Origin of the sequence: Novosphingobium sp. (genome assembly GCF_036820275.1) — a bacterium.
GTDB lineage: Bacteria > Pseudomonadota > Alphaproteobacteria > Sphingomonadales > Sphingomonadaceae > Novosphingobium.
This window is the reverse complement of the sequence record NZ_DAISLT010000052.1, coordinates 25855-41359: the sequence shown is the minus strand read 5'-3', so window position 1 is coordinate 41359 and position 15505 is coordinate 25855. Positions and strand designations below refer to the sequence as shown.

Genomic DNA, 15505 nt, shown 5'->3' with positions numbered 1-15505 from the left:
CGGCACTCGCGCGCCAGCGTGGTCTTGCCGTTGCCGTTGCGGCCGAGCAGGGCGATCCGGTCCTCGGGATCGATGCGCAAGTTGAGGCGGCGCAGGATCGGCTTGTCCGCCTCGTAGCCGACGGAGGCGAGGTCGAGCGTGACCAGCGGCGGGCGCAGCTCGTCGGGGCTCGGGAAATCGAAGCTGAGCGACGAATCCTCCGCCATGGCTGCGATCGGCTGCATCCGCGCGAGCATCTTGGCGCGCGACTGGGCCTGCTTCGCGGTGGAGGCGCGGGCGGAATTGCGGGCCACGTAATCGGCCAGCTTCTTGCGCTGCGCATCCTGATTCGCGCGCGCGGCGACGGCCTGCGCGGCGCGTTCGGCGCGGATGCGTTCGAAGCTGTCGTAAGTGCCGGGATAGAGCGTCAGCTTGCCCTGCTGGAGGTGCAGGATGTGATCGACCACATTGTTGAGCAGGTCGCGTTCGTGGCTGATGACGATCAGCGTCTTGGGATAGGTCTGGAGGAAGTTCTCCAGCCAGAGCGTGGCTTCGAGATCGAGGTGGTTCGAAGGTTCGTCGAGCAGCAGCACGTCGGGCTGCGAGAACAGCAGGCCGGCGAGCGCCACGCGCATCTTCCAGCCGCCGGAGAAGCTGTCGAGCGGGCTGCCCTGCATCGCCTCATCGAAGCCGAGGCCGACGAGGATGCGCGCGGCGCGGGCCTCGCCGGTATAGGCATCGATTGCGATCAGTCGGTCGTGCAGGTCGCCCAGGCGGTTCGGATCGGTGCAGGTTTCGGCCTCGGCAAACAGGGACATCCGCTCGGCATCGGCATCGAGCACCGCCTGAAGCGCGGTCTTGTGTCCCGCAGGTGCTTCCTGCGCGATATAGCCGAGCCGGGCGCGGCGCGGCATGTCCACCGAACCTTCGTCGGGTTCCAGTTCGCCGATGATCGCCTTTACCAGCGTGGACTTGCCCGCGCCGTTACGGCCGATCAGGCCGACCTTCCCGTCCTTGGGAATGGTGGCAGCGGCCTGGTCGAGAATGGTGCGCCCGCCAAGGCGGACGGTGATGTCACGGATCGTCAGCATCGGGAGCGCCTAGAGGATTTGCGCGCGGTGGGAAACATCTTCCGACTTGCGTGTTCTACGGCGCTATGTGCACCCGTGAACGCGCCGGAAAGCTATACCGGAGTTATCAACACCAATATGCTCCGGATTGCGATGACAGGTTCTGTTACGGCCTGTTCCGGAGCCGTGCGAATCGGTTATCAATTTCGCTTGCAACGCGGAATCACTTGTGATTCTATCGATTTTCATGAGGCCTAACTCTCCCGTCATGCGTCAGGACGCCAGCCTTGCCAAGGAACGCCTGGTCCAGGGCATTGCGCTCGCGCTGCTCCTGCTGATGGGGGCCTTCGTGATTGCCGGTCCCAGCGGGCTGATCGCCTGGACCGAGAACCAGCATATGCTGGAAGAGCGCCGCACGAAGCTGGCCGAACTTCGCATCACCCGCGATCACCTGAAGAACCGGGTGGGCCTGCTCGATCAGAACCATGTCGACCCCGATCTCGCCGGTGAATTGCTGCGCAGCAATCTCAATGTCGTGCGGCCCGACGAAATGGTGATGATGCTCGACAAGTGAGGGCGGCGCGGCGCTTCACGTGCCGATCGGATTTATCGCTCCAGACACTGGCCCGAGACTCTGGAAAGCTAGGAAGTCCGTCCAATTGTGGCCATTCTGTTGCGGGTGGCCATAATTTTTGTACTTCTCGCGGCAAATTTCCTTCATCGCGCTTTCGATTTCCGCTGGGCGTCTTATAAGCGGCCCGAAATCAATCGCACCAACGATGGGGAGCCCCGTTGCCCAAAGCAAAGATTGACGCCGTGTCCGGCGCCGAGCCAGCCGTAACACCGGCACAGGACGAAGACTTCGCGCTGCATAGCCTCCAGGAGGCCCTCGCGGCCGATCGGCGCTACACGCCGAACAAGGAAGAGCTTCTCAACCTCTATGAGCAGATGGTTCTCATCCGCCGCTTCGAGGAACGCGCGGGCCAGCTTTACGGCCTGGGCCTGATCGGCGGCTTCTGCCACCTCTATATCGGCCAGGAAGCCGTTGCCGTGGGCCTTCAGTCCGCGCTCGATTCCAACCGCGACTCGGTCATCACCGGCTATCGCGACCACGGCCACATGCTTGCCTACGGTATCGATCCGAAGGTGATCATGGCCGAGTTGACCGGCCGCGAAGCCGGTATCTCGCGCGGCAAGGGCGGCTCGATGCACATGTTCAGCGTCGAGCATAAGTTCTACGGCGGTCACGGCATCGTCGGCGCGCAGGTCTCGCTGGGCGCCGGTCTCGCCTTCGCGCACAAGTACCGTGAAGACGGCGGCGTCGCGATGGCCTACTTCGGCGACGGCGCGGCCAACCAGGGCCAGGTCTACGAGAGCTTCAACATGGCGGCTCTCTGGAAGCTCCCGATCATCTTCGTGATCGAGAACAACGGCTACGCCATGGGCACCGCCGTGAAGCGCGGCTCGGCCGAGACGCACTTCTACCGCCGCGGCACCGCGTTCCGGATCCCCGGCATGCAGGTGGACGGCATGGACGTGCTCGAAGTTCGGAAGGCCGCCGAAGTGGCGCTGGAATACGTCCGCGCGGGCAATGGTCCGGTTCTGATGGAACTGAACACCTACCGCTATCGCGGCCACTCGATGTCCGACCCTGCCAAGTATCGCAGCCGCGAGGAAGTGCAGGACGTGCGCGAGAAGCGCGATCCGATCGAGCATGTGAAGCAGGACCTCGCCGCCCTCGGCGTCGACGAAGCCGCGCTGAAGGAAATCGACAAGCGCGTTCGCGCGCAGGTCGCCGAATCGGCCGACTTTGCCGAAAACTCGCCCGAGCCGGCACCCTCTGAACTCTATACTGACGTCCTGGTGGAGCGCTACTGATGGCGATCGAACTGAAGATGCCGGCGCTCTCTCCGACGATGGAAGAGGGCAAGCTTGCCCGCTGGCTGGTTAAGGAAGGCGACGAGGTTAAATCCGGTGACATCCTCGCCGAGATCGAGACCGACAAGGCGACGATGGAATTCGAAGCCGTCGACGAAGGCACCGTCGGCAAGATCCTCGTGGCCGAAGGCACCGAGGGCGTGAAGGTCGGCACGGTCATCGCCGTGCTCGCCGGTGAAGGCGAGGACGCTTCGGCGGTCTCGGCTTCGGCACCGAAGGCAGAGGCTGCTCCCGCCGCCGATGCCGCTCCGGCTGCCGCTCGCCCCGAAGCGCCCGCTCCGGTCGCGAAGAAGGACCCCGAGGTCCCCCACGGCACCAACATGAAGACCTCGACCGTCCGCGAAGCCCTGCGCGACGCGATGGCCGAGGAAATGCGCCGCGACGACCGCGTCTTCGTGATGGGCGAGGAAGTGGCCGAGTACCAGGGCGCCTACAAGGTGACCCAGGGGCTGCTGGAAGAGTTCGGTGCGCAGCGCGTGATCGACACGCCGATCACCGAATACGGCTTTGCCGGCATCGGCACCGGCGCCGCCATGGGCGGCCTGCGTCCGGTGATCGAGTTCATGACGTTCAACTTCGCCATGCAGGCGATCGACCACATCATCAACTCGGCCGCCAAGACCAACTACATGTCCGGCGGCCAGATGCGCTGCCCGATCGTGTTCCGCGGCCCGAACGGCGCAGCGGCCCGCGTCGGTGCACAGCACTCGCAGAACTACGGCCCGTGGTACGCCAACGTGCCCGGCCTGGTCGTGATCGCGCCCTACGACGCTTCGGATGCCAAGGGCCTGCTCAAGGCTGCGATCCGTAGCGACGATCCGGTCGTGTTCCTCGAAAACGAACTGGTCTACGGTCGTTCGTTCGAACTGCCCGAACTCGACGATCACGTCCTGCCGATCGGCAAGGCGCGCATCATGCGGGAAGGCAAGGACGTGACCATCGTGTCCTACTCGATCGGCGTCGGCCTCGCGCTCGAAGCCGCTGAGCAGCTGGCGGGCGAAGGCATCGATGCCGAAGTCATCGACCTGCGCACGCTGCGTCCGCTCGACAAAGAAACGGTGCTGGCCAGCCTTGCCAAGACCAACCGCATGGTCGTGGCCGAGGAAGGCTTCCCGGTCTGCTCGATCGCTTCCGAGATCGTCGCGATCTGCATGGAAGACGGCTTCGACAACCTTGATGCCCCGGTCGTCCGCGTCTGCAACGAGGACGTGCCGCTGCCTTACGCGGCCAACCTCGAAAAGCTCGCGCTGATCGATACGCCGCGCATCGTCGAGGCGGTCCGCAAGGTCTGCTATCGTTAAGGTGCCGGCGCTGCTCGTTGCCTGAGCAGTAACAAGTAGAACGGCGGCGGAGCGAAAGCTTCGCCGCCGTTTTGCGTTACCGGCTCTCTTACGGACTTGCGCGAAGAACCGGGCGGGTTAGAGAGGCCCGGTGTCCGAGCCAACTGCCCCGATAAGCCGTCCCGAAGACCTGCTGGTCCCCGCGCTGCCGCAGACCATGCAGCTTGCGCTGGCCTATGCGCCGTCGCGCGCGAAGTTGCCGACGCTCGCCTTGCTGGCACTGGACCAGCGACTTGCCGGACTGCTTCGCCATTCACGCGAACCGATGATGGCGCAGATCCGTCTCGCATGGTGGCGCGAGACGCTGGAACGCGATGCCGGGGAATGGCCGGAAGGCGAGCCGCTGCTGGCGGCACTGCGAAGCTGGAATGGCGGGCATCCTGCTCTGGTTGCCCTGGTCGATGGTTGGGAAGCGCTGACCGGGGAAGCGCCGCTGGCGCCGGAAGCCCTGGAAGAGATGGTCGACGGTCGCGCGGCCGCCTTTGCAGGACTCGCCAATGCACTGGGCCGGGAGAGCGAGGCCGATACGGCGCGTGCGCTTGGGCGCCGCTGGGCGCTGGCTGACCTCGCCACCAAGCTCAATCATCCCGGAGAAAGCGTTGTCGTGCGGCGGCTTGCCCAGGCCGAGCAGGGGCGTTCGGCGCGGGTTTCGCGCGTGCTGCGACCGCTGGCGGTGCTGGAGGGACTTGCCCGCGACAATCTGGCCAGCGGCGGGCAGGGCTCGGCGCGGACGGTACTCAAGGCCATGCGCATTGGCCTCCTCGGGCGCTGAGTTAGTCCCGATAACAGACATGTAATTTCCCTGTTGCGCCCGCCCGAGTGGATAAGCCGCGCGCGGTTTCAGGGAGATTGGCGATGCAGCGCTTCATCCTCGGCGGGATTACGGCATTCGTGATGCTGTCCGTCGGGCTGTTCTGGTGGCAGGGAAGGGCGGAAGTGGAAAAGGCTGCGCCGCTGCCGCAGGCCGTGGTCAGCGCGCCACCCCCGCAGGATATGCCCAGCGCCGACCCCGGCGATTTCGAAGGGCCGGAATTGCCCGAGGCGACCGAGCAGACGCGCGAGCAGCGCCGGTTCAGTCGCTACGACCGGAATCGCGACGGGCGGATTACCCGTAACGAGATGCTGTCCACGCGCGTCGACGCCTTCCGCAAGCTCGACAAGGACGGCAACAACCTGCTGACTTTCGAGGAATGGGCAGTGGCGACCGTCAACAGGTTCGACAGCGCCGATACCAACCACGACCAGTGGCTGTCGCCGGAAGAGTTCCGCAAGACCGCACCGCCTCCGGCCAAGGCGAAGCCCCGGCCGAAGTGCAGTTGCTGATATCAGCGGATCAGGCTGCGGGCGTCAGGCTTTCGAGCCAGGGCACGATTTCCTGCTTGGCGCGCTCGGTATAGGCTTCCTTGCGCTGCTTCTTCTTCACGTCGTGGAGCGGTGGGAAGAGGCCGAAGTTGACGTTCATCGGCTGATAGCTTTCCGCCTCGGCGTCGCCGGTGATGTGCGAGAGCAGGGCGCCCAGCGCGGTGGTGCGGGGCGGGGCCTGCCAATCGCCGCCGACAAGCTGGGTGGCCGTCATCAGGCCCGCCATCAGGCCGACCGCTGCGCTTTCGACATAGCCCTCGCAGCCGGTGATCTGACCGGCGAAGCGAACGTGCGGCGCGGTCTTGAGGCGCAGTTGGCGGTCCAGCAGGACCGGCGAATTGATGAAGGTATTGCGGTGCAGGCCGCCGAGCCGTGCGAATTCTGCATTTTCCAGGCCGGGGATGGTGCGGAACAGCCGCACCTGTTCGGCGTGCTTGAGCTTGGTCTGGAAGCCGACCATGTTCCACAGCGTGCCAAGCTTGTTGTCCTGCCGCAGCTGGACGACGGCATGGGCCCAGCGACCCTTGGGATGCTCTTCGGTCGCCCAATGCGGATTGTCGAGGCCCACGGGCTTCATCGGCCCGAACCGCAGCGTTTCGACGCCGCGTTCGGCCATGACTTCGATCGGCATGCAGCCGTCGAAGTAGGGGGTGTTCGATTCCCACTCCTTGAAGGCGGTCTTCTCGCCGTCGAGGAGGGCCTGATGGAAGGCCAGGTACTGCTCCTTGTCCATCGGGCAGTTGATGTAGTCCTTGGTCTCGCCTTTGTCCCAGCGCGAGGCCATCCAGCACACGTCCATGTCGATGCTCTCGCGGTAGACGATGGGAGCGATGGCATCGAAGAAGGCGAGGCTGTCGGCACCGGTCGCGCGGCCGATGCTGCCGGCGAGCGAATCCGCCGTCAGCGGCCCGGTGGCGATGATGGTGGTGCCGGTATCGGGCAGCGTGTCGACGCGCTCGCGCACGATCTCGACATTGGGAAGTGCGGAAAGGCGGGCCTCGACTTCGGCCGAGAACACGTCGCGGTCGACCGCGAGCGCGGAGCCTGCGGGCACTTGCGCCTTGTTCGCAGCCGACATGATCAGCGAATCGCAGCGGCGCATTTCTTCATGCAGCAGGCCGACGGCGTTCTTTTCGTGGTCGTCGGAGCGGAAGGAGTTGGAGCAGACCAGCTCGGCCAGGCCGTCGCCCTGGTGGGCCGGGCTGCGCTCGCCGGTTCCGCGCATTTCCGAAAGGCGCACGCGGAAACCGCGCCGCCCGAGCTGCCAGGCCGCTTCGCTGCCGGCGAGGCCGCCGCCGATGATATGGACGTCTTGTGTCATGGCGCCAGCGCCTAGACCTTTGCGCGCCGTCAGGGAAGGGCGCGCGGGATTTCAGGCGAAACGCGCCCTTCACATAACTATGTCGAAAAAACCACTTTCGTCATTGCGAGCATAGCGAAGCAATCCAGGGGCGGTTTACGCCGCTCTGGATTGCTTCGCTATGCTCGCAATGACGAGGGAATTTTGGACATCGACGGGCGCGCCGAAATTCAGGCGCCCGGCAGGATCAGCTTTCCGTCAAGGTCCCGTTCGACCGGACCATGGGCGATCACGGACGAGAGCGGCAGGTCGGCGTAGATATGCGGGAACAGCGCGCCGCCGCGCGAGACTTCCCACTTCACACTGTCGCCTAGCGCGGAGAGGTCCACGGCGGCGATGCCGAGGCCGGTCTGGCCGGCGAAGTGCTTGTCCAGCGTCTCCTGCGCCTGCACGGCGGTCGACATATGGATGTAGCCGTCAGCCAGATCGATCGGCGCTCCGGTGAAGACCCCGTCGGAGAGCAGCGTTTGCAGCTGCTCTCCGGTCAGGATCTTGTAGGCGACGGTATCGGTCACGCTTCGGTGTCCGGCGCTTCGCCTTCCGGCGAACCTGCTTCCGGAGCCTGTTCGGTGACGATCGCTTCGCCTTCGCCGATGGTCTCGCCTTCGACAGCCGCTTCGGCGACGTCTTCCTCGGCCGGTTCATCAAGGCGCACGGCGCTGACGACGTGCTCGTTGTTCGAGACGTTGAACAGGCGCACGCCTGCCGAACCGCGACCGATCACGCGCAGCGATTCGAGCGGCAGGCGGATCAGCTTGGCCTGGTCGGTCACGAGCATCAGCTGGTCGGCGCGGGTGGCCGGGAAGCTTGCGACGACTGGACCGTTACGGCCGATATTGTCGATATTGGTGATGCCCTGGCCGCCGCGCCCGGTGCGGCGGTACTCATAGGCCGAGGACAGCTTGCCGTAACCGTTGGCGCAGACCGTGAGGATGAACTGCTCCTTCTCGACGAGATAGGCCAGACGTTCGGGGTCCAGCGTGCTCTCGCCGTCGCGTTCGCCCTTCCACGGGGCGAAGCGCAAGTAGGCCTCGCGCTCGTCCTGGTCCTGCACGCCGACGCGGTGAAGGATCGAGAGCGAGATCACCTCGTCGTCGTCCTTCAGGGTCATGGCCTTGACGCCCGTGGACGTGCGGCTCGCGAATTCGCGGACGAGATCGCCGGCAAAGCGGATGGCCTTGCCCTGGCGGCTTGCCAGCAGGACGTCGTCCGACTGGTCGAGCAGGGCGACGCCGATCAGGCGATCCTGGCTGTCGTCGTCGAACTTCATCGCGAACTTGCCGTTCGAGGGGATGTTCGCGAAGGCGTCCATGGCGTTGCGGCGCACGTTGCCCTTGGCCGTGGCGAAGACGACCGAGAGCTTGCTCCACTCCTTCTCGTCCTCGGGCAGCGGCAGGACGGTCTGGATCGTCTCGTCCTTGTCCAGCGAGGGCAGGAGGTTGACGATCGGGCGTCCGCGCGTGGTCGGGCCGCCTTCGGGCAGCTTGTAGACCTTGAGGCGATAGACCTTGCCAGCGGTGGAGAAGAACAGCACCGGGTTGTGCGTCGAAGTGACGAACATCGTCGTGACGACGTCCTCGTCCTTCGTCGCCATGCCGGCGCGGCCCTTGCCGCCGCGCGCCTGGGCGCGGAAGGTCGAAAGCGGGGTGCGCTTGATGTAACCGTCCATGGTGACGGTCACGACCATTTCCTCGCGCTCGATGAGGTCTTCGTCCTCGATGCCGTCGGCGGCGCCGGTCAGCTGCGAGACGCGCGGGGTGGCGTAGAGTTCGCGCACCGCCACCAGTTCATCGCGCATGACGCCGTAGAGCTTCACGCGGTCTGCGAGGATCGAGAGATACTCCTCGATCGCGGCGGCCAGTTCCTTGAGCTCGTCGCCGATCTCGTCGCGGCCGAGCGCCGTCAGGCGGTGCAGACGCAGGTCGAGGATGGCCTTCACCTGGATCTCGGACAGGCGATAGGTGCCGCCGTCCTGCTCGGCGCTGGGCTCGATCGCCTCGACGAGCTTGATGTAGGGCGCGATGTCGCCGATCGGCCATTCCTTGGCCATCAGGCGTACGCGGGCCGTTGCCGGGTTCGGGGCGCTGCGGATCATGACCACGACTTCGTCGAGGTTCGAAACCGCGACCACGAGGCCCAGCAAGATGTGTGCCCGGTCGCGCGCCTTGTTCAGCTCGAACTTGGTGCGGCGGGTGATGACTTCTTCGCGGAACTGGATGAAGGCCTGGAGGAAGTCCCGCAGGTTCATCACTTCGGGGCGGCCGCCCTTGATCGCCAGCATGTTGGCGGCGAAGTTCGACTGCGCCGGAGTGTTGCGCCAGATCTGGTTGAGCACGACCTCGGGAGTGGCATCGCGCTTGAGATCGACGACGACGCGAACGCCTTCGCGGTTCGATTCGTCGCGGATGTCGGAGATGCCCTCGATCCGCTTTTCCTTGGCGGCTTCGGCGATCTTCTCGACGAGGTTCGACTTGCCGACCTGATAGGGAATCGAGGTGAGGACGATCGAGCGGCGATCGCCGCGGCCTTCCTCGATCTCGTGGCGGCAGCGCATGATGATCGAGCCGCGGCCCGTCATATAGGCATTGCGGGCGCCGCCCTGGCCGAGGATCAGCGGGCCGGTGGGGAAGTCCGGGCCGGGAATGATCTGGATCAGGTCCTCGATCGTCGTGGCCGGATTGTCGATCATGGCCAGGCAGCCGTCGATCACTTCGCCCAGGTTGTGCGGCGGAATGTTCGTGGCCATGCCGACCGCGATGCCGCCCGCGCCGTTGACCAGCAGGTTCGGGAAGCGCGCGGGAAGCACGGTCGGCTCGCTTTCGGAGCCGTCGTAGTTGTCGGCGAAATCGACGGTGTTCTTGTCGATATCGGCGAGCAACTCGTTCGCCACCTTGTCGAGGCGGGCTTCCGTGTAACGCATGGCCGCCGGCGGATCGGGGTCCATCGAGCCGAAGTTGCCCTGGCCGTCGATCAGCGGAAGGCGCATCGACCACGGCTGCGTCAGGCGCGCCAGAGCGTCGTAGATCGCGCTGTCGCCATGGGGGTGATACTTACCCATGACGTCGCCGACGATGCGGCTCGACTTGCGGTAGGGACGACCGGCGACGTAGCCCGCTTCCTGGCAGGCATAGAGAATGCGGCGGTGGACCGGCTTCAGGCCGTCGCGCACGTCGGGCAGGGCGCGGCTCACGATCACGCTCATCGCGTAATCGAGATAGCTCGTCTTCATCTCATCGACGATGTCGATGCGGGTATATTCGCCTTCGGGACCGATGTGCTCGGGGCCGTTCATGTCGGTGTCGTCGCTCACGCGCTGGATCGTTCGTTGCTGCGGGACAAAGGGTGATGGATCGCCCTAGGACATGCGCCGGGGGAAAGCCACATGAACAGGCGGGCGCGGACGGAGCTCCATGCTTTTTTCCACACTTATGGGCCGAAGGGAGCGCATCCACCGGTATCGTGCGCATCGAAGCGCCCGGGGGAACCGAGCAGCCTGCGATGAATTGCATTCAAACAGCGTTAAGTGGCGGAGTTCTAATTCCGCGTCGAGGTTGCCAAGCGGGCGTTTCGCGGCCACACCGGCAACACCGAATTCATGGAGTCACGCTTTCGAGCGCGTCTCCCCGTGTCTTGATGAGGAGTAGGCCTGAATGGCTCGCAAGTTCCTGATTTCCCGTATCGCCCTGGCCGTGGCCATGACCGGCGGAATGACAGCTGCCGTGGCGCCGACGATGGCCGTCGCCAAGGAAAAGGCTGCTGCGCCCGCGAAGGCGACCTTCTCGAAGGAATACGCCGCCGTCGCCGCACCGGTCGACAAGGCTATCGCAGATTCCAAGGCCAACCCGGCCGTGCAGGCTGCCTCGCAGAAGGCCCAGGCTGCCAAGACCGACGCCGAGAAGGCCGCTGCCCGCGCCGAAGTGGATGCGGCCATGGGCGGCGTGCTCGCCCAGCTCCAGGCGGCCGAGGCGCAGGCCACCCAGCCGTTCGACAAGCTCAAGCAGGGCGAGATGACCCGCAATGTCGGCGTTCTGATGAATGACCCGGCCATGCAGCACAAGGGTCTCATCCTGATGCTGGACAGCGGCCAGACCAGCCCTGAATCGCTCGGCCAGGTCCAGTACCTCGCCGGCGTTACCGCTTACCAGAGCGGCCAGTACGACGTGGCTGCGCGCTACCTCCAGCAGTCCTACGACGGTGGCTATCGCGACCAGCAAAACATGATCCAGCCGCTGCTGGCCGATTCCTACAAGCGCTCGAACAACCCGCAGGCGGCGCTGGAGATGGTCAAGAAGGAACTGGAGGCTGCAAAGGCCAACGGCACCAAGCCGAGCGAGACCTCGATCCGCAGCGCGCTCCAGGCTTCCTACGACGCCAAGCAGCTTGCGCCTTCGGCCGAATATGCCGCGATGCTTACGCAGTATTATCCGAGCGTCGACACCTGGAACATCTCGACCTCGATCGTGCGCCAGCTGGCCTCGCTCCAGAACGCGGAAAACATCGACCTGATGCGCCTGATGTTCGTGACCGGCGCGATGAAGACCAAGGGCGACTACTTCGAATATCTCCAGAACGTCGACCCCCGCGCCTTCCCGGGCGAAGCCGTCAAGGTCATCGACCAGGGTCTCGCCAAGGGCCTGCTGACCCAGGCCGAAGTCGGGCAGGATCGCACCAACAGCGCCGGACGCGTCGCTGCCGACAAGGCGTCGCTGCCTGCCACCGAGCGTGACGCGATGAAGCCTGCCGCGACCGCCGCTTCCGTCACCGGTTCGGCCGACGTGTTCCTCAGCTACGAGCAGTATCCGCAGGCGGAAGCGCTCTACAAGGTCGCGCTCGGCAAGTCGGGTGTCGATGCCAACAAGGCGAACCTGCGCCTCGGCATGGCCCAGGCGATGCAGGGCAAGGCAGCCGATGCCCAGGCGACGCTCGCCAAGGTCACCGGCACCCGCGCGCCGATCGCCAAGCTCTGGGCTGCTTATGCCGCCACCAAGGGTGTGCCGGCTTCCTGAGCCTGCCATTCCGGCGAAAAAGAAAGGGCGGCGGGATCATCCCGCCGCCCTTTTCGTTTGCCTGATCCGTCGCAGGACCAGTCCGGGAGGATCAGGCCGCCGGAGCGAATTCGCCGCTGGCTTCGTCCATCAGATGAAGCTCGCCGTCGGAAATCGCGAAAAAGGCGCCGCGCAGCTTGAGGTCGCCGTTCTTCACCTTGTGGCGCACGCAAGGGAACGTCATCAGGTTGTCGAGGCTGACGCGCACGGCGGCCTGTTCCATCTGGCGTTCGGCGGGGCGGCCCGAAGTGCCGAACTCGGCGGCGACAGGCGCGCGCGCCTCGTCGAGCATCGAGATCCAGTCGGCGATGAAGCCGCCCTGGCCGGGCTCGGCGCCGCGCAGTTCCTGGGTCAGCGCCGCCTTGCAGCCGCCGCACATGCCGTGGCCCATGACCACGATTTCCTTCACCTTCAGCACCTGCACCGCGAATTCCAGTGCGGCAGAGACGCCGTGGTGGCCGGGCGTGGTCTCGAAGGGCGGAACGAGCGCGGCGACGTTGCGGACCACGAAGATTTCGCCGGGATCGACGTCGAAGATCTGCGAGGGGTCGACGCGGCTGTCGGAGCAGGCGACGATCATCACTTCGGGCTGCTGGCCTTCGCTGAGGCGTTCCCAGCGTTCGCGATGGGGGCTCCAGCCGCTGTTGCGGAAGCGGCGGTATCCGGCGAGGAGATTATCGAGGGCGCGTTGTTCGGGTTGCGCGGCGCTGGAATCGGTCATGGGTTGCCTCCATTGAAACGCACGCAACCCATAGAGCGGATATTCGCACTGGCAAGCGGGCAAGCTTGCGACTATCTGGACGCCATGAACGATCTTTCCTCCGTGCCGAGCCCAGAGCAGAAGCCCGAACGTCAGCGCAAGCCCGACTGGATCCGCGTCAAGGCGCCGACCAGCAAGGGCTATGGCGAGACGCGCCAGTTGATGCGGGATCTCAAGCTCAATACGGTCTGCGAGGAAGCGGCCTGCCCGAACATCGGCGAGTGCTGGACCAAGAAGCACGCCACGGTGATGATTCTCGGCGACACCTGCACCCGCGCCTGTGCCTTCTGCAACGTGAAGACCGGCATGCCTGGCCGCGTCGATCCTTCCGAGCCGGAACATGTCGCCGAACTGGCGCTCAAGACCGGCCTCGAACACATCGTCATCACCTCGGTCGACCGCGACGACCTGCCGGACGGCGGCGCGAACCAGTTCGTGAAGGTGATCCAGGCCTTGCGCGCGGCCACGCCGAACACCACGATCGAGATCCTCACGCCCGACTTCCGCGGCAAGATGCGCCGCGCGGTCGAAGCGATCGTCGAGGCTGGTCCGGACGTCTACAACCACAACCTGGAGACGGTTCCGCGGCTCTATCCCACGATCCGTCCCGGCGCGCGCTACTATGCGTCGCTGCGCCTGCTGGAAGAGGTCAAGGCGCACAATCCTCTGATCTTCACCAAGTCCGGCGTCATGCTCGGCCTTGGCGAGGAACGCCTCGAAGTGCACCAGGTCATGGACGACATGCGCTGTGCCGACATCGACTTCCTGACCATGGGCCAGTACCTGCGCCCGACGCCGAAGCATGCCGAGGTCAAGGAATTCGTCACGCCGAAGGCTTTCGACGCCTATGGCGCGATCGCCCGTGCGAAGGGCTTCCTTCAGGTCGCGTCCTCGCCGCTCACGCGCTCAAGCTATCATGCGGGCAAGGACTTCGCCGAAATGCGCGCGGCGCGTGAGGCGAAACTCGCCCAAAAGGCTCCTGGGGCTGTTTCGAAAGCCTGACGCATGCCCGGAATTCATGAGACCCAGCGGCTGCCTTACAGCGCCCAGCAGATGTTCGACCTCGTGGCGGACGTGGGCCGCTACCAGGAGTTCCTTCCCTGGGTGGTCGCCACCCGCGTGAAGTCGGACACCGAGACCGAGATGGTTGCGGACATGCTGGTCGGCTTCAAGGCTTTGCGCGAGAAGTTCACGTCGCGTGTCGAGAAGGTGCGGCCGCGCGAGATCAAGGTCCACTATGTCGACGGTCCGATGAAGGACCTGCACAACCACTGGATCTTCCATCCGGTGGATTCGCATAGCTGCGACATCGAGTTCGACGTGCGCTTCAGCTTCCGCAATGCCCTGTTCGAGAAGCTGGCGGGGCAGTATTTCGACAAGGCCTTCCGCAAGATGGTGGCGGCCTTCGAAACCCGTGCTCACGAGCTTTACGGCGAGCCGGTCTGAATGCGCCGCTGAGCGCGTTTACCCGGACCTTCGTTCCCGACTTTCGTCCTCAACTTTGGTCATTGCGAGCGTAGCGAAGCAATCCTGGGCGGCCTGAGACCGGCTTTGGATCCGCTTCGCTACGCTTGCAATCAATCGGCGTAAGCGGGCAATTCCGTTCCCGGCAGTAGCAGCTCCAGCGCGACCACGGCCGCGTGATGGCGAATTTCCGCCCGGTTCGCGCCTGCGATCAGCTTCTGTTCGGCATGGACTTCCTCTTCGCCGCGATGGGCGCGGGCGAAGACCACGGTGCCGACCGGCTTGAGTTCGCTGCCGCCGTCCGGACCGGCGATCCCGCTGATCGCCACGGCCACATCGGCGTGGCTATGCGCGATCGCGCCTTGCGCCATGGCCCATGCCGTCGCGGGCGAGACTGCGCCGAGCGTGTCGATGATGTCCGAGGGAACGCCGAGCAGTTCCCGCTTCGATTCGTTCGAATACGTCACGAAACCGCGATCGAGCACGGCGGAAGAACCGGCCACTTCGGTAAGTGCGGCGCAGACCAGCCCGCCCGTGCAGCTTTCTGCCAGCGCGACCTTGCGGCCGATCGCCTTGTTCTCGGCGATCACGCGCGCGGCGAGGGCGTAGAGGTCCTGCGGAAAGAGGATGTCGGCCATGTCAGTCCTTGCAGAGCGAGAAGCCGCCGAGCTTCGTCTTTCCGGGCGCTACGTCGTCGGCCTTGGAGGTGGCTTCGATCAGCAGGGCGATCAGGCCGGCGGTGTTCTCGGGAGGAAGCGGGGAGAGCAGGTCGAGTGCGAGATCGACCTTGTCGCAGGATTTCAGCGGAAGCTCCTGGGAAACAAGGCCTTCCACGGTGATGTCCACCAGTGGACGCAGCGATTCGTCGGGCAGGTTGCGCGCGAACTGGCCGACCCCGGCGTCCTTGCTCTGACCGAGCTTGAGGAAGGCGGCCTTGGCTTCGGGCCAGTAGCGGGCCTTCTGCGCGGAATAGCGCGTGACGAGCTCGGCGCCATGGCTGCGCAGGAAGGAATCGCTCGGCAGGACCTGGGCGCAGCGCTTGCTGGTGCCGGAAATGACCTGCGGCAGGGCATAGCCGAACAGCGAGCGGGCCTCGGCCTTGGTCAGGCATGCCTGCTGGGCGCTGGCCACGCCGGGCACGATCGCCAGCGCGGAGGCCAGAGCGAGGGTAATGGTCTTGCGCATCG

At 65.1% G+C, this 15505-nt stretch carries 15 protein-coding genes; 8 read left to right on the top strand and 7 right to left on the bottom strand.

From position 1 onward, the window contains the following. Window positions 1-1070, bottom strand: a 1070-nt coding sequence (locus V7066_RS25885; protein WP_334185803.1) for an ABC-F family ATP-binding cassette domain-containing protein, incomplete at its 3' end; no start/stop codon positions are given. A 226-nt stretch (window positions 1071-1296) separates the two neighbouring features. On the opposite strand from V7066_RS25885, the gene V7066_RS25880 reads away from it, so the two are divergent. From V7066_RS25880 to V7066_RS25860, 5 genes are all read left to right on the top strand, one after another. Next, window positions 1297-1623, top strand: a complete 327-nt coding sequence (locus V7066_RS25880; protein WP_334185802.1) for an FtsB family cell division protein — start codon at window positions 1297-1299, stop codon at window positions 1621-1623. 218 nt (window positions 1624-1841) lie between these two features. Further along, window positions 1842-2927, top strand: coding sequence for a pyruvate dehydrogenase (acetyl-transferring) E1 component subunit alpha (gene pdhA / locus V7066_RS25875; protein WP_334185801.1), 1086 nt, complete (start codon window positions 1842-1844; stop codon window positions 2925-2927). After that, complete coding sequence (locus V7066_RS25870; protein ID WP_334185800.1) at window positions 2927-4288, top strand: pyruvate dehydrogenase complex E1 component subunit beta; 1362 nt, start codon at window positions 2927-2929, stop codon at window positions 4286-4288. Before pdhA ends, V7066_RS25870 begins: the two co-directional genes overlap by 1 nt. Before the next feature lie 130 nt (window positions 4289-4418). Continuing rightward, window positions 4419-5099, top strand: a complete 681-nt coding sequence (locus tag V7066_RS25865) for a hypothetical protein (protein WP_334185799.1) — start codon at window positions 4419-4421, stop codon at window positions 5097-5099. An 83-nt stretch (window positions 5100-5182) separates the two neighbouring features. Further along, window positions 5183-5650 carry an EF-hand domain-containing protein gene (locus V7066_RS25860; RefSeq protein ID WP_334185798.1) on the top strand — a complete coding sequence of 156 codons (468 nt, stop codon included), beginning with the start codon at window positions 5183-5185 and terminating at the stop codon, window positions 5648-5650. Window positions 5651-5660: 10 nt separating this feature from the next. Here the strand turns inward: V7066_RS25860 and trmFO are convergent, their stop codons facing one another. The 3 genes from trmFO to gyrA all read right to left on the bottom strand — a co-directional run bounded on the left by trmFO (window position 5661) and on the right by gyrA (window position 10359). After that, the gene (trmFO, locus tag V7066_RS25855; protein ID WP_334185797.1) at window positions 5661-7010 is read right to left on the bottom strand and encodes a methylenetetrahydrofolate--tRNA-(uracil(54)-C(5))-methyltransferase (FADH(2)-oxidizing) TrmFO; all 1350 of its coding nucleotides are present in this window, start codon (window positions 7008-7010) and stop codon (window positions 5661-5663) included. Between the two features lie 209 nt (window positions 7011-7219). Further along, on the bottom strand, window positions 7220-7564 hold the full coding sequence (locus tag V7066_RS25850; RefSeq protein ID WP_334185796.1) for a DUF952 domain-containing protein: 345 nt from the start codon (window positions 7562-7564) through the stop codon (window positions 7220-7222). Next, window positions 7561-10359, bottom strand: a complete 2799-nt coding sequence (gene gyrA, locus V7066_RS25845) for a DNA gyrase subunit A (RefSeq protein WP_442947382.1) — start codon at window positions 10357-10359, stop codon at window positions 7561-7563. Before gyrA ends, V7066_RS25850 begins: the two co-directional genes overlap by 4 nt. A 340-nt stretch (window positions 10360-10699) precedes the next feature. Here gyrA and V7066_RS25840 point away from each other — a divergent pair, with 340 nt between their 5' ends. After that, window positions 10700-12055, top strand: coding sequence for a hypothetical protein (locus V7066_RS25840; protein ID WP_334185795.1), 1356 nt, complete (start codon window positions 10700-10702; stop codon window positions 12053-12055). Between the two features lie 91 nt (window positions 12056-12146). On the opposite strand, the gene V7066_RS25835 is transcribed toward V7066_RS25840, so the two are convergent. Next, the gene (locus V7066_RS25835; protein ID WP_334185794.1) at window positions 12147-12815 is read right to left on the bottom strand and encodes a carbonic anhydrase; all 669 of its coding nucleotides are present in this window, start codon (window positions 12813-12815) and stop codon (window positions 12147-12149) included. Window positions 12816-12899: 84 nt separating this feature from the next. Between V7066_RS25835 and lipA the strand changes: the two genes are divergently transcribed. Next, on the top strand, window positions 12900-13856 hold the full coding sequence (gene lipA, locus V7066_RS25830) for a lipoyl synthase (RefSeq protein ID WP_334185806.1): 957 nt from the start codon (window positions 12900-12902) through the stop codon (window positions 13854-13856). A 3-nt stretch (window positions 13857-13859) separates the two neighbouring features. Further along, window positions 13860-14300 carry a type II toxin-antitoxin system RatA family toxin gene (locus V7066_RS25825; RefSeq protein WP_334185793.1) on the top strand — a complete coding sequence of 147 codons (441 nt, stop codon included), beginning with the start codon at window positions 13860-13862 and terminating at the stop codon, window positions 14298-14300. Between the two features lie 131 nt (window positions 14301-14431). Here the strand turns inward: V7066_RS25825 and V7066_RS25820 are convergent, their stop codons facing one another. Together V7066_RS25820 and V7066_RS25815 are read right to left on the bottom strand one after the other, a co-directional pair. After that, complete coding sequence (locus V7066_RS25820) at window positions 14432-14956, bottom strand: CinA family protein (protein ID WP_334185792.1); 525 nt, start codon at window positions 14954-14956, stop codon at window positions 14432-14434. A gap of 1 nt (window position 14957) precedes the next feature. After that, window positions 14958-15503: a hypothetical protein gene (locus tag V7066_RS25815; RefSeq protein ID WP_334185791.1), complete on the bottom strand. Its 546-nt coding sequence runs from the start codon at window positions 15501-15503 to the stop codon at window positions 14958-14960. Window positions 15504-15505: the final 2 nt, after the last annotated feature.